This window comes from Methanomassiliicoccales archaeon (assembly GCA_035527755.1).
In the GTDB taxonomy this organism is placed as follows: domain Archaea; phylum Thermoplasmatota; class Thermoplasmata; order Methanomassiliicoccales; family UBA472; genus UBA472.
On sequence record DATKZX010000008.1, the window covers coordinates 98,647 to 113,413 of the forward strand.

At 52.5% G+C, this 14,767-nt stretch carries 14 protein-coding genes and 1 tRNA gene; 2 read left to right on the forward strand and 13 right to left on the reverse strand.

Annotated features, from left to right (window positions below):
• Position 1: 1 nt before the first annotated feature.
• Positions 2-643: a peroxiredoxin gene (locus VMW85_03705; GenBank protein HUT27136.1), complete on the reverse strand. Its 642-nt coding sequence runs from the start codon at positions 641-643 to the stop codon at positions 2-4.
• A 226-nt stretch (positions 644-869) separates the two neighbouring features.
• Here VMW85_03705 and VMW85_03710 point away from each other — a divergent pair, with 226 nt between their 5' ends.
• Together VMW85_03710 and VMW85_03715 are read left to right on the forward strand one after the other, a co-directional pair.
• Positions 870-1,316 (forward strand): NfeD family protein, encoded by a 447-nt coding sequence (locus tag VMW85_03710; protein ID HUT27137.1) that lies wholly within the window; start codon positions 870-872, stop codon positions 1,314-1,316.
• A gap of 25 nt (positions 1,317-1,341) precedes the next feature.
• Positions 1,342-2,430, forward strand: coding sequence for an SPFH domain-containing protein (locus tag VMW85_03715; protein HUT27138.1), 1,089 nt, complete (start codon positions 1,342-1,344; stop codon positions 2,428-2,430).
• A 71-nt stretch (positions 2,431-2,501) separates the two neighbouring features.
• Here the strand turns inward: VMW85_03715 and VMW85_03720 are convergent, their stop codons facing one another.
• The 12 genes from VMW85_03720 to VMW85_03775 all read right to left on the reverse strand — a co-directional run bounded on the left by VMW85_03720 (position 2,502) and on the right by VMW85_03775 (position 14,713).
• Positions 2,502-4,178: a M28 family peptidase gene (locus VMW85_03720; GenBank protein HUT27139.1), complete on the reverse strand. Its 1,677-nt coding sequence runs from the start codon at positions 4,176-4,178 to the stop codon at positions 2,502-2,504.
• Positions 4,179-4,307: 129 nt separating this feature from the next.
• Positions 4,308-5,291 (reverse strand): DUF6144 family protein, encoded by a 984-nt coding sequence (locus VMW85_03725; GenBank protein HUT27140.1) that lies wholly within the window; start codon positions 5,289-5,291, stop codon positions 4,308-4,310.
• 284 nt (positions 5,292-5,575) lie between these two features.
• Positions 5,576-5,649, reverse strand: a tRNA-Ala gene (locus VMW85_03730).
• Positions 5,650-5,692: 43 nt separating this feature from the next.
• Entirely contained in the window at positions 5,693-7,339 is a 1,647-nt protein-coding gene (gene ilvD, locus VMW85_03735) for a dihydroxy-acid dehydratase (protein HUT27141.1), read from the reverse strand.
• A 41-nt stretch (positions 7,340-7,380) separates the two neighbouring features.
• Complete coding sequence (locus VMW85_03740) at positions 7,381-8,250, reverse strand: mechanosensitive ion channel domain-containing protein (protein ID HUT27142.1); 870 nt, start codon at positions 8,248-8,250, stop codon at positions 7,381-7,383.
• A 39-nt stretch (positions 8,251-8,289) separates the two neighbouring features.
• Entirely contained in the window at positions 8,290-9,153 is an 864-nt protein-coding gene (locus VMW85_03745; GenBank protein ID HUT27143.1) for a mechanosensitive ion channel domain-containing protein, read from the reverse strand.
• A gap of 76 nt (positions 9,154-9,229) precedes the next feature.
• Positions 9,230-9,541 (reverse strand): 30S ribosomal protein S10, encoded by a 312-nt coding sequence (gene rpsJ / locus VMW85_03750; protein ID HUT27144.1) that lies wholly within the window; start codon positions 9,539-9,541, stop codon positions 9,230-9,232.
• Positions 9,542-9,577: 36 nt separating this feature from the next.
• A complete protein-coding gene (gene tuf, locus VMW85_03755) occupies positions 9,578-10,855 on the reverse strand; it encodes a translation elongation factor EF-1 subunit alpha (protein HUT27145.1) in 1,278 nt (425 codons plus the stop codon).
• 83 nt (positions 10,856-10,938) lie between these two features.
• Positions 10,939-13,143, reverse strand: coding sequence for an elongation factor EF-2 (locus VMW85_03760; GenBank protein ID HUT27146.1), 2,205 nt, complete (start codon positions 13,141-13,143; stop codon positions 10,939-10,941).
• A 16-nt stretch (positions 13,144-13,159) separates the two neighbouring features.
• Complete coding sequence (locus VMW85_03765) at positions 13,160-13,756, reverse strand: 30S ribosomal protein S7 (protein ID HUT27147.1); 597 nt, start codon at positions 13,754-13,756, stop codon at positions 13,160-13,162.
• Positions 13,753-14,181 carry a 30S ribosomal protein S12 gene (locus tag VMW85_03770; protein HUT27148.1) on the reverse strand — a complete coding sequence of 143 codons (429 nt, stop codon included), beginning with the start codon at positions 14,179-14,181 and terminating at the stop codon, positions 13,753-13,755. The genes VMW85_03765 and VMW85_03770 overlap by 4 nt, the downstream gene beginning before the upstream one ends.
• Positions 14,182-14,308: 127 nt before the next feature.
• The gene (locus VMW85_03775) at positions 14,309-14,713 is read right to left on the reverse strand and encodes a hypothetical protein (protein ID HUT27149.1); all 405 of its coding nucleotides are present in this window, start codon (positions 14,711-14,713) and stop codon (positions 14,309-14,311) included.
• Between the last annotated feature and the right edge of the window lie 54 nt (positions 14,714-14,767).

The window sequence follows — 14,767 nt, forward strand, 5'->3', positions numbered from 1 at the left end:
TCTATATCTTCTTGGTGCAGAACCACCAATCGTAACAATCCTTGCCCTTACCGACGTTCTTCTTCCTCTCCATAGCGGTCTTATAGTCGCTGGGTGGAGGAATGATCACCCGGTCGTGCAGGAAATCGTTGTTAGGCCAGTTCTCCGGGGCGGCCACATGGTTCTTGTCGGTGAACTGCAGTGCCTTCAAGGCCCGCAGCACCTCGTCGATGCTCCTTCCGACCTCCTGAGGGTAGTAGATGATCAGGCGTATCTTTCCGGTGGGGTCAATGATGAACACGGCACGTACGGTGTTCATACCGCGGCTAGGATGCACCATGCCCAATCTTATGGCCACCTTTCCTATGTCATCAGCGATGATGGGGAAGGGGATCTTGACGTTCATGTTTTCCTCGATCCACTCCACCCATTTGATGTGGGAGAAGACCTGGTCAATGGACAGGCCGATCAACTTAGCCCCGACATCCTCAAAATCGCAGTTCTTCTTGGCGAAGGCTATGAACTCCGTGGTGCACACCGGGGTAAAGTCTGCCGGATGGCTGAACAGGATCATCCATTTGCCAGCGAAATCCTTGGGGATGTTCATCATTCCATGAGTGGTCTTGACCACCATGTCAGGGAGCGGATCCCCGATCAGGGGCATCCCTCCACTAAATTCTTCTTCCATTTCGCACATTGATATCACTGATTGTAATACCCACCCCCGCATTATTTAATGATTATTTTCGGTCCACTGATATGAAAAACGAACCCAGTATCCTTTTTCCGGTACACTTCGACACGTCATTCTAATAATTTATCCTATTTGGGTCATGCTAATCCTATAATGGAAATAAATTTCAAATATGCAAACATCCATTGGATAAATCATGACACTAGCCACTGACCTTTCGCTGGCATTCATCGTCATCGGGGTGCTAATGCTCCTAGTGGAGCTCAGCTCACCTGGGTCGTTCCTATTGGTGCCGGCCACTGTGCTCTTGGCATTAGGGGGCATAGGGCTACTGTTCCCTGACCTGTTACTGACATGGTGGTCCCCCTTGGCGGCAATTATCATAGTTGTCCCGACCACGTTGTTGACCATCAAGCTCTATCAGCGATTAGCTCCGCCTGCACCGCCGCAGACCACAGTAGCGACGTCGCTGATAGGCATGCGGGGCATTGTAGAGGTCGAGGTGAACCCCGACACACTTCGGGGGAAGGTCCGCATATCCAATGCCATCTGGAGCGCCACCTCTGATCGTACCATCATGGTCGGCAAGAGCGTCAAAGTAGTTCGGAGCGAGGGAGTCCACGTTACGGTGGAAGAGGTCTAATGATCAAATTAACGAGGAGATAATCATGGCAATAGGTCCTGAAATATTGGGTTTGTTGATGTTGGCAATTATAGCGGCCATCGTCATAGTGGTAAATGGAGTGAAGATCATCCGGCCTTACGAGCAGGCCATTTACATCAGATTGGGAAGTTATATCAAGATACTCAATCCCGGGTTCAATTATGTAGCACCGCTGATAAACGAGACGGTCAAGATCGATCTCAGAACAATGGTGCTGGACGTTCCTCGTCAGGAGGTCATCACCAAGGATAACTCGCCGGTGAACGTTGACGCCATCATCTATGTGAAGGTGGTAGATCCCAAGAAAGCCTTCTTCGAGGTCACCGACTACCGGTTAGCCACCGTATATCTGGCACAGACCACCCTTAGGTCCATCATAGGTGACATGGACCTAGATGAGATACTCTCAAATCGTGAGAAGATCAATCTGAAGCTCAGGGACATCTTGGACGAAGCCACCGATCAATGGGGTGTCAAGGTGGAAGCGGTGGAGATCAGGGAGATCGACCCTGCCCCGAAGGTCAAACAGGCCATGGAGGAGCAGACCTCCGCCGAGCGACTGAGGAGGGCGGCCATATTGAAGGCTGATGGTGCCAAGACCGCCGCCATCCTGAACGCCGAAGGTGAGAAGCGCTCCCGTGTTCTGCAAGCCGAGGGTCTGCGGCAGTCCAAGATCCTTGAGGCAGAAGGTGAGCGGTTGGCCATCATTCTGGAAAGCCAAGGTGAGGCTCAGAAGCTCAGGATATTAAGCGTGGGCGCCAGCACATTGGACGCCAAGGCTCTGACGGTCCTATCATTGGAGGCGGTCAAGAAGCTGGGGGAGGGGCAGGCCACCAAGATCGTGCTGCCTTTCGAGATCACCAGGCTGGTGGAGGGCATCTCCGAATACATTGGCGGGTCCAAGAAGGTGCCGGAGCGCGAGATATCCAAGATGGAGGACATAGAGAGGTCTATCGGCACGGCGGAGCACATGTTAGGTCCGATCCCCACTCAAGAGGAGCTTCGCATGGACCAAAAGAAACTGGAAGAGGACATGGCCAAAGACCGTCGGGAAGCCGAGAAAATAAAGGCCCAGAGCCGATCCAGTGGCTGAACCTCTTTCAAACCATTTCCTTTTTTTAATTTTTATAACACGAAGGGTTCCCGTTGGATAATAATATCCGACTAGGGTCGGTGTCGCTGCACTTGACGGAAGATGATGTAACCACACACAATGATCGCGACCATCATGATCGGCATCAGATATATCCAATCCCAGCCCTGGTCCAGGGATCTGATGTCGATGGCGTAAAGGGTGGTCAGGGCGACGAGCTCGGCTTGATCCTGTAGCTGGTCCTTGTTGATCCAATCCGTGTCCTGGACCCCCGATATGGAATCGGATGGGGTGTGAATGTGACCACGTATGGATCCGGTCGAACTTTCATATATGGTGATGGGGTAGGAACAGAACAGCATGGAGCTCACGACCCCCTGTACACCATGGAGGTCCAGGTCCTCTTGCCAATACCAATTATAGGTCTCGGCGACACCAGCGGGGTTCAGGAAGGAAGAGTGATCCGAACCAGTGATGTCCTCCACCACATATGAGCTGTTCAACTGTTGCGCCGCAATATCTGCCAGTGAACTTAGGTCAAAGTCCCCTGAAGGACCCGGGTCCGTTACCTGCAAGGTCTGAGAACCGATGCAGTCCACTATGAGGGCCGAAACAATATCGGCCATTTCATCACGGTGGGCGTTCACATAATTGATGGAACCGGCCAAACCAAGCTCCTCACCCGCAAAGGCAATGATCCGAAGACCATGCTGCATTTCAAATTTCCCGGAATCCATGGCCTGCTGGACCATCCTGCCTATCTCCAACAACGTAGCTACGCTTGCGGAATTGTCGATGTAGCCTTCACACATGACCGTGTCGTAATGAGCTCCCAGAATAACGTACTGGCTCGAGCCGGAGGATGATGGAATGTCCGCGATGATGTTGCGATGCTGACCTTCTGTGATCCGCGATCGTATCTCGATACTCACCCGGAGCTCGGAATTGTTATGGGCAAGTTCTTTCAACATATGTCCCTGGGTATAATTGAGCGAACCTACGGCGATGTTCAGGTCCCAGAACACCGGGCCAACGATACCGAGGGGCCTCCCTCCGGTGGACGACTGGGAGTACTCCTCGGCGTAGCTCATCCAAGAATACCAATAGAAGAATATGATAGCTACCGGAGGTTCGGACTCCAACTTCTCCTTGAACACCTGTTCCCAATTAGGTGACCATCGGACCTCTCTTCCCATCATAAGGACCTTTCCGGTGGTGTTGATGGAATTCCAGGTGTCCCTGTCGATGGGCATTCCCCCGACCTCTGAGGAATAACTGATATGTGGCAGGGGTAGAGTGACCAATTCGTAAAGGGCCCCATCAACGGGGGTGGGCATACTATACCCATCGGCATTGAACGACTCCAATTCCAACGCGTCTTCGGTAGTAGATATGTTTCCGTCAATGTCGTAGAACATGGTCGGTGAAGATAATAGGTTCCAGATAGGCAGATCAAAGCTCTCTTCATGAACCTGCAGACCGTAATCCTGGAACTGGTCTCTGATGAGGTCGGCGGCCTCGTTCGCTCCCTCCGACCCGCTCACGCGATACGCGTTATGGCTAGACGAGATCGTGCACAATCGTTCGGTCTGATCGATGACGTTCTGACCATCCCAGCTTTCGAGTATCTCCGAGGTGATATCCACTGGATCACCAGCAGCTGTCCGACTTGACAACGATAAGCCCAGTCCTGACGAGAACACCAGTAATGAAGCCATCAATAAGGCTGGTAGGCATCTTCCATCCATGGGATCATATTTTCATTATTTGTGCGCTATATTACAATATTGAACGATAGCTGCGTCCGATTCAATTTATCATATGACCATCGGTACCCGATAAAAATATAATATGGGTGGTGAGGGGGACCATTCTCGTCACTTCATTTTTCCTTCTGGGATCTTGATCGAGAATACGCAGCTATCGTCCCCGGCAAGTACGCTTTTCAGTACGTCCACTTCAACTGGCTCATCGAATATGACATCCCAAGGTAACTTGGTGAAGCCCGCGCTGCAATAGCAGAACGATGAGGATATCTTTGGCATACCCTTCTTGATCGCCGATCTGACCAGGGGACAATGGCAGTAATGATATCTGCGTAATTGGGGGTTCCTTTCGGTGTAAAACCGCTTGGGATCAAAAGGTACCTTTTCGCAGATTATACGGTCACCTTTGCGGATGCCGGTCTGCAACCTCTGGTCGGAGACAACGTGGTCCACGAACTCTTTGGTGACCTCCTGCTCATACCAGACCTTGCCCGTCCGGAGGCAGTCCTTTAGCTCCTTGACCAGATCCTGATGCTCTTTGATCAGGAACTCGTCCAGGGAGGAAGCCTCTTCGAACCTGGCCTTCTTTCCCGAAAACGATTCTTTTGGTATCTCATGATAGTTCCAAGTGAGTACGGACCGGCATTGATCGGGAGTTAGCTCGTTCTCCATGCGCTCTATTATCCGGTGGGTCAGATGAGGATATTCTTCGGGAGGTGTTCCGAGGGGCGGTTTATCGAACCCGAAGAACACCGCCTCCTTGCGGCTCTCTCCCATCATCTCTCCCATCCTCCTCTCCATCAATGGGAGGATGTCATAGGAGTTCAGGATGGTGGCTAAGTGGATGAAAAGGTCTGGTCTGTCACAGAAGGCGCAATATCTGGCCACAGCTACGAGATTATCAGGAGAATTCTCACCCTTTTCGATCAGCTGGGCTAGAAAATCGTTCATGAGATCGATTTCACAGTCATCGATGCAGTGATCAAAGGAATCGATGTATCTCTCGAAATCCTTGACGTTTGTGACCATTGCCCCGATCCGACCTGCCTCGACCTTCTTCCCCTTGAGATATTCCTCGTACCCTTCTTTGACCATTTATACCCTGGAGAGTGTATCGTCCTACTGGGGAATATCATTTGGCATTCTCCGTTGATAAGCAAAATTTGGAAATGGTGGATGATCGAAGGTGGATCGTTCAGTTTTATAATGGGTTATTACCCCTGTTATGTTTCTAATGCATCGCTCCCTTTGGTCATCGCGACAGAGGTCCGCGCCTCTAACAGATAAGATCGTGATGAAAAATCGCTATGGGCCACTCTGCCTACAATGAACGATCTCGTTCCCACAGATCCACTTGGATAAGGATCTTAAGAAAAAAGTGGACGGGCCGGGATTTGAACCCGGGACTTCCTGCTTGCAAAGCAGGCGATCTTCCGAGCTGATCTACCCGCCCAGTGTGGCCGCATAAATGAAATATAAATAAAAAGGTTTCGTGCTCAGCGGCATATCGCACCGTTGGAGGCCCCACCGACCATACGGCGGTATTTTGCCAGCACCCCGGTAGGATGCCTATCGACCAGCTTCACCTTGGCCAGGCGTTTTTCGATCTCTCCTTCCGGGACCAATAGTTCGATCTTTCGCCCGGGGATATCTATGGAGATACGGTCACCATTCTGGATGGCGGCGATCGGTCCTCTGTCAAAAGCCTCCGGGCAGACATGTCCGATACACGGTCCCCTGGTGGCCCCCGAGAAGCGTCCATCGGTGATGAGCGCCACTGAATCTGACAGACCCATTCCAGCAATGAGACTGGTGGGGGAGAGCATCTCAGGCATGCCTGGTCCTCCTTTCGGTCCTTCGTATCTGATGACGACCACATCGCCTGCCTCGATCTTCCTAGCGGAGATGGCGGCGTGTGCGTCCTGCTCGGAATCAAAGACCTTGGCCTTACCGACGAAGGTCATCATCTCCGGGGAGACAGCGGCCTGTTTCACAACCGAGCCTTCCGGAGCTATGTTACCGTAGAGGACCGCTATGCCCCCTTCCTTGTGGAACGGGCGTGAGAGTGGCCGGATGATCTCCTCATCAGTTATTATGGCTCTATCTGCGACCTCCCTGATGCTGATCCCGTTGACCGTCATCTCGTCGTATAGCTCGTTCCGCAAACGCTTAAGCATGCCGGGGACACCGCCGGCCTTATCAAAGTCCTTGATGTAATATGGGCCGCTCGGTTTGATACTGGTAAGATGAGGGACGTTCCTGGATATCTCATCGAAATCCTTAAGGTGGACCTCCAGGCCGAAATCCGCAGCAATGGCCGGTATGTGCAGGGCAGTATTGCTTGAACCCCCGATGGCCATGTCCAGAATGATGGCGTTCATCATGGACCCCTTTCTTACGATCTTGCGGGCGTTCATTCCTTCTTTTACAAGTTGCACTATTCTTCTGCCGGTCTCCCTGGCCAACTCTTTCTTTCGAGGATCGGTGGCCAGCATGCTGCCGCAACCGCTGATGCTCATGCCCATGGCCTCGGTCAGGCATGCCATGGTGTTGGCCGTGAAAAGTCCGGAACAGGCTCCCTTTCCCGGGCAGGCGCAACGTTCGATCCTTAGGACCTCCTCTTCGGCCATCTTCCCTGCCTTGTTGGCACCCAAGGCTTCGAACACGCTCTGTAGGTCGAGCGGGCGGCCATCCATCTCCCCTGGCTCCATGGCCCCACCGGTAAGAATAATGGCTGGCAGGTCCATTCTTCCGGCAGCCATCAACATGCCAGGGGTGATCTTGTCACAGTTTGTGACACCGACCCAGCCGTCCATGCAATGAGCCTGCACCATGATCTCCACGCAGTCGGAGATAACATCGCGAGAGACCAGAGAATAGCGCATTCCCGAGTGTCCCATGGCCACTCCGTCGCATACGCCGGGTACTCCGAAGGTCAGGGGTACCCCTCCCGCCTCGATGATACCTTGGCGGACCTCTTCGGCCAGTTCATTAAGGTGGATGTGACCTGGAACTACGTCGTTCCAGGAGTTGGCGATACCGATGAGCGGTTTCTCCATATCTTCATCGGTCAGACCGGTGGCTCGCAATAGGCTGCGCTGTGGGGCCCGGTCCACCCCTTTCTTGACCGCATCGCTACGCATCGGCCTTGGGTATGCTCAACCGGATAAAATAAGTTCTCGGCCTAAATGTCACCGAACTCGATGTTTTCATCGGTGAACCTTCTCCGCAAGCTGTCCAGGTAATCGGTGACGATCTGATCGCGTCTGGCGATATCCCTTATCCAGATCTTGATCTCGACCAGAACCTTCTCTCCCTGAATATCCTTAATTATGATACTGGGGGCGAAGGTGGACATATCGATCCTCTTCTCCAGATATCTTCGGACGCTGTTGAGCTCGAATATCTTGGATACCTTCTTCTGCTCCTCCTCCCCCACGTGCGGAAGTATGTAGAGATTGTTGTAGGCCACGTCCAATACGATGACCTTGATGTGGTCAAAATTATGCAGAGAACGTAACCATACCGGAATGCGTATGGCCACGAAGCCGGCACGGGAATAGTTGATCACCTTGTTGGTGACCATAAAGGAGTTGGGAACGTACAGCAACCTGCCGTCCAAGTCCTTGAGGACCGTGTTCGTAAGGTTTATGTCCTTTACCCTGGCCATCCCGGTCAAGGGCAGGCCGGACACTTCCACCCACTCATCGACCCTGATCGGGCGAATGACCGAAAGAAGCAATCCGGCGAACGCGTTCATGAGTATCTGCTGGGAGGCCAGAGCGACCCCCAGACCTAATATGCCTAACGATGCTAGTAATGCGGCCAGGTCCAGTCCCAGTATCTCCCAGAATCCCAGGTAGACACCTGTAGTCAGAACCGCATACTGATAAATCCTGGCGATGGCCTTGGAATGATTATGTGCCAGATGCTCGTCCAATAGTCGCCTCACCAATATGTTGGTCCCCTTCGCTATCAGGATCGTGACCAGCGCTATGAGGACGAATGCGATGAGATCGGTGACGGACACCCCAAAGATAATGACCTCTTCCATCCTGGTTATGTAAGAGCGTCCGATTTAAGTTCCTTGCGTTCAATTAGGTTTTAGACCCGCCTTATCCAATCGGTCAAGGACCTCGTTCAGTATCTCCGAGATGATATTCTCTCGCAGCTGGATCTCTCTTATCCATATCCTGATGCTTAGCATCGTCCTGAGCGTCGTGACCTCGCTCACGAACACCTGTGGAATGAACTGGTCCATGTCGATCCTGTTGCCTAGGAGTTGCTTCAATTTTAGGATTCCCAAAGCGGTCTGTAAGGCGGAACGTTCCTCCCCCTGAACGTTCGGAAGGACCTTTTCGTGATCTTCCAGCACCTGCAAGATAAGTTCCATCACCAGTTTTCGATCGGCATCGATCGGAAGCGGAAACGGAATGTCGATCCTGACGAATCCGGATTGGGTGTAGTTGATCACCCGCGAGGAGATCAGAATTGAGTTGGGCACGATGGTGATACGACCGCCTGGGTCTCTGAGCGTGGTCTTGGTCAAGGATATGTCCACTACCCTTGCCGCCCTATTGCTAGCTACATCAGTGATCTCGATCCAATCTTCCATCTGTATACGGCGTTGGACCGCAACCATTATTCCTGCCACGAAGTTCTGAATTATCTGCTGGGACGAGAACGCGATGGCGATACCGAGGAGGCCCATCGAGGCCGCGAGGGCGGCGGTGTCAAGTCGAAGGCCGTAAAACACTCCGTATCCAACGCCCAGAAACAAAATGACATATTGGGCCAGATTGGCGAATATTTTAGAGATTTTTTTTCCTGTTCTAAGGTCCAAACCCCTTCTGACCAAAGCGTACGTACCTCTGGCTAGGGCCATTGTCAGGATCAGTATCCCGATGAAGAACAACACATCATAGATGTCGATGCCGAAGATCGTGGGATTGGCCACGGTAACGATTATAGGATATCGATTACAAAAACAGTAAGGTCAAAAATGAGAAGATATTTGGTAAAGGATTTTGATCTCAGGACCTGAGCACTATCTCGATGTTGACCCCGTCAGGGACTTGGATCCTCATCAGTTGCCTCAGGGCCCTTTCATCCGCATCCAGGTCGATGAGGCGCTTGTGTATGCGCATCTCCCACCTGTCCCATGTCTCGGAGCCCTCTCCGTCTGGGCTTTTACGGCAGGGTACCTGCAACCTCTTGGTGGGCAGCGGAATCGGTCCGCGAATAGCCACACCGGTGCGGGTGGAGATCTGCTTGATCTGCATACAGACACTGTCCACCTTCATAGGGTCGGTGCCGCTCAATGATATCCTTGCTCTCTGTGCCATAGGTTAATCCCCAAAATGGAAAGGGTGGAAAAGGGTTTACATCTCCTTCTTTTCAACATCGATGCACATACCAGCGGCCACTGTCTGACCCATATCGCGGATGGCGAACCTGCCCAGCTGTGGGAAGTCCTTCGCCTTCTCGACGACAAATGGCTTGGTAGGCATGACCTTGACGATCGCGACATCACCGGTCTTAAGGAAGGTGGGGTTCTCCTCTTTGACCTGTCCGGTCTTGGGGTCCATCTTCTTCATCAGTTCGATGAAAGTGCAGGCGACCTGTGCGGTGTGGCAGTGGAAGACCGGGGTGTAACCGACCGGGATTGCGGTTGGGTGGTTCAGGACCACGATCTGAGCCACAAATGTCTTGGCCACGGTGGGCGGGTTGTCGATCGGGCCGGCAACATCTCCCCTCTTAACATCGTTCTTGGCTATGCCCCTAACGTTAAAGCCGACGTTGTCGCCGGGCTTGGCAAAGGGCATAATCTCGTGATGCATCTCAATGCTCTTGACCTCTCCAACCTTGTTGGATGGCATGAAGATGATCTTCATTTCTGGCTTAAGAATTCCAGTTTCGACACGGCCGACAGGGACGGTCCCGATGCCGGTGATGGTGTATACATCCTGGATAGGCAGGCGCAGGGCCAGACCCTCTGTGGAGGCCGGTAGCTTCAGCTTGTTGAGGGCTTCAAGCAAGGTGTCTCCCTTGAACCAGGGCATGTTATCGGACCTCTTAGCGCAGTTGTCGCCCTTGTAAGCGCTTATGGGTATTACGGGGATGTCGTCCAGTTTAAAACCAACGGACTTCAATAGTGTGCTGATCTCCGCTTTAGCCTTGTTAAATGCGGCCTCGTCGAAGGCGGGCTTGACGGCATCCATCTTGTTGATGGCTATGATGATCTGCTTTACACCCAAGGTCTTGGCAAGGAAAATGTGCTCCTTGGTCTGGGCCTGGGGCCCCTCGATACCGGAGCAGACAACGACGGCGGCGTCGGCCTGGCTGGTACCAGTGATCATGTTCTTGACGAAGTCCCTGTGACCGGGAGCGTCGATGACGGTGAAATAGTACTTGTCAGTATCGAAACGCTTGTGAGACACATCGATGGTCACACCGCGTTCCCTTTCTTCCTTCAAGTTGTCCATGACCCAGGCGAACTCAAAGGTCGCCTTTCCCTTCTCGTCAGCCTGCTTTTTGAACTTTTCGATGACGTAGGGGTCGATAGCACCGGTGTCTAACAGCATTCTACCGACGGTGGTAGACTTCCCGTGATCTACGTGACCTATGAACACCAAATTCATGTGAGGTTTGTCAGCCATTTGTTTCCCTCCATTTTTTTTCTATATATATATGAGTTGGTTGCCTCTCGATATTATTCATTCTATATAACGGTTTTTCAAGCTCAGCCGGAATAGTAGCCTGCGTCGTAGGGCTGTGGGTGCAGTCCCTTTCTCTTTCGTATGTCGCCTACTACTTTTTCCTGCAGCTCTCCAGGGAGATTTACGAACCCTGAGTTCTCAGTAGACCACAAGGCCTTTCCCTGAGTGGCTCCACGGATGGCGCTAGCGAACCCGAACATTTCCGCAACAGGTGCCTTGGCCGTTATGATGGTGGCGTCATGTTCCTGACGGATGTCTTCGATGATCGACCGGCGTCCCTGCAGTTCGCGGGTCACATCGCCCATCATGTCTTGTGGGCAGTTGATGAAGACCTTCGTCATGGGCTCCAGCAGGACCCTTCCGGCCTGGCACATGGCGCCATAGATGCCGGATCGAGTGGCTGGGATGACCTGCCCAGGACCGCGATGGATGGAATCCTCATGCAGTTTAGCATCTACCAACATGATCTTCATGCCGGTGACCCTCTCGCCAGCCAATGGACCGAGGTTCATGGCCTCTTCGAAGGCCTGCTTGCACAATTCCATCGTCTCATGGAGATTCTGGATACCCTTGGTCGTGTCGATCAGAACATTGTTGTTCTTGAAGCACACGACGCCCTTTGCTTGGTCCTTGTCCAAACCTAGGTCTGAAAGCTGTTTCGCCAGGGCCTTCGGGTCCTTTATCTTGCCTTCGGTCTTGATATCGCCGGCCTTGATGGCCTCGATGACCGCTTCCTCTAAAGGTTCGACGACCATGTAGAACTTGTTGTGCTTATTGGGGGACTTGCCCTCGAACGGGCCCCCCCGTCCTTTCACATGCTCGCGGTAGACCACAATTGGAGCAGAGGCTTTGATCTCCACTTTGTAGTCGTTCACTATGCGATAGTTTGTGATCTCAAGGTGGAGCTCGCCCATGCCGGACAGCAGATTCTCTCCGGTCTCCTGGTTAATCTGTATCTGAATGGACGGGTCTGCCTTCCCAACGGTCCTCAGTACATCGACCAGCTTAGGCAGGTCCTTCATATGCTTAGCCTCTATGGCCACGGTGACCACAGGTTCGGTGTAGTGGGATATCTTCTCGAAAGGCTCCATATCCTTGTCGGAACTGCAGGTGGCGCCAGAGATGGCGTCCTTCAGTCCGGACAAAGCGACGATGTTCCCAGCCTCCACTTCTTCCACGGCGATACGGTCTGCACCGACGCTCATGGCCACGGTCTGCACCCGGTTAGGGTTCGGCATTCCTAGAATGAACATCTCCTGTCCGCGCACGACCTTGCCGGAGAACAACCTTCCCATGGCAACTTCGCCTGCGTGGGGGTCCATGACTATCTTGGTGCACATGAACGTGGTGGGACCTTGACGGTCACAGGTCATCATGGCCTTACCCACCACGGAGTCAAGATCTCCCTTCCAAATGGTTGGGATACGGATCTTCTGGGCTTCAAACGGGTCGGGCACATGGGTGATGACCATGTCCAAGAGCACTTCATGAACCGGGGACTTCTTGGCCAGTGTCTTCTGGTCCTCGTTCTTGCAGAAGTTGTAGACGTCTTTAAAGGAGATGCCGCTCTTCTTCATGTAAGGAACGGAGATGGCCCAGTTGTTGTATGCGGAGCCGAAGGCGACGCTGCCGTCCTCGACCTTTACCTGCCATTTCTTCCTAAGGTCCTCTGGCAAATTGGCCATGATCCTCTTGTTGACCTCGGTGATGATCTGAACAAAGCGCTGCTGCATCTCCTGCTCGGTGACCTTCAGTTCGTTGACCAAACGGTCCACCTTATTGATGAATAGAACCGGCCTGACCCTTTCTTTGAGGGCCTGGCGTATGACGGTCTCGGTCTGAGGCATGATGCCCTCGACCGCACAAACGAGAATGATACAACCATCCAAGGCCCTCATGGCCCTGGTGACATCTCCTCCGAAGTCTACGTGACCAGGGGTATCTATCAGATTGATCAGGTAATCCTTACCATCGCCGTGCCAGGTGTGAACCATCGAGGCGTTGGCCGCATTGATGGTGATGCCACGGGCCTGTTCCTGCTCGTCGAAGTCCAGCATCAATTGTTTGCCAGCGAGGTTCTCCGACATCATACCCGCCCCGGCGATCAGATTGTCGCTCAGGGTGGTCTTCCCGTGGTCGATGTGCGCGGCGGTGCCTATGTTCCTGATGAATTTTGGCGTCAGCATGATCTGCTGAGCCCTCTTGATATTGTCCTCTTTTCTGCCCATGATACCAACCTCAATATCAACGTGCCGAAGAGGCTACCCTTTCGATCTCTTCCTTCTTGGCCACGGAAAAGCTGTTCATGTCTCCCTTGGAGGCTAAGATAAGCTCATCGGCCAAGCAAAGTTCGATAGGCTTGGTATTCTTGAACGAGGAGTTCACCGATCCCTTAGAAATGTTACGGAGGGCTATGTCCAGCCGGCGCGACGGACCTACATCCACCGCTTTAGGGACTGAAATACCACCGAACTGCAGGCGAGTGATCTCCTCCCTCGGGGCTGCATTCTCCAGAGCATCGACCAGAACCTGTATGGGGTTCTTCTTGGTGCGTTCCTCTATGATCGCGAAGGCCTTCCTAGTAACGTTGTATGCCTTCATCTTCTTACCAGTGAAGACCTCGGTCCTCATCATGTTGTTGATCAGGCGTTCAACGATGTTGACCTTGGATTTGCCGAACCACTTGTTGGCGTGACGAGCGGAGGTATGTGGTACGGCGGTAGGGGTCAAGTCAATGTACTTGGCCAATCCTCCATCTCTAACCGTGACCTCACTGCTGGCGTACTTGCCGAAAAGCAGGATATTATCAAACTTGAAACTGCTCTCATCCACGAGAATCACCTAACTGGCTTCTCTTTTCTGCCCCTAACCAATTCGTTCAGGGAGACGTTGTTCACTTGTATGACCTTAAACCTGACGCCTGGAATGTCACCATATGAACGACCCATCCTACCTCCGATACCTTCCACAAGGACCTCGTCATGCTCATCGATGAAGTTTATGGCGCCGTCCCCAACCGCGAAAGCGGTGATCTGGCGGCCGTTCTTGATCAATTGAACCTTGACGCATTTTCTTATGGCGGAGTTTGGCTGTTTCGCTTCGATACCGACCTTTTCCAAGACGATGCCCTTTGCCTGGGCGGCGCCCTCTAGCGGATCGGATTTTTCTTTGAGCTTCAACAGCCTTCTCTTGTAAGACCTGTCGCTCCATCGAGCCTTTTGCCGATCATTCCTCAGCTTTCTGGCAGTGTATAATCCTCTTGCCAAGTATTTCACCTCAAATTCAGGAGCAGGCCCTCTATTACCGATTTTGTATATAAGAATATGGGATTGTAAGCAGGACTCAGAATATATGCTGGACACGAGCGGCTGGAGGCTTTCATCCTTGACCGGACTAGGTGATGTAGGATTGCTTCTTGTCAGGCGGGATGGGTCTCAGGACCCTCACCAATCGGCCTTGGGAGTCGTAACCATATACCATATAATAAAACAACCACCAATTGTTGAGCTCCAACATCATCATCCTGACCTTCATGGCATCGGCCCGGGGCGCCATTACCACCAACCTCAATTTCTGCTGCAGCACTCGACGATACTCATCCATGCGTCCTTTTTCCTTCCATGAGGTGGTGGTCTCCACGAATTCTCGGCCGATGAGGTCGCCCTGGAAGAAAAGGTCGATCTGGCCTACGCCGTCTGCATCTTCGGAGAAATGAGTCGCTATATCCGGATGCGGAAGCTCCGTCTCGATCTCCTTCATCCTTCTCTTGGCGACCTTTAGGATGATCTCGTCCACCATCAATTTCAAGGGAATGAAAGGGGGTGATATAATTTATCACTTAACGCGCGCGCG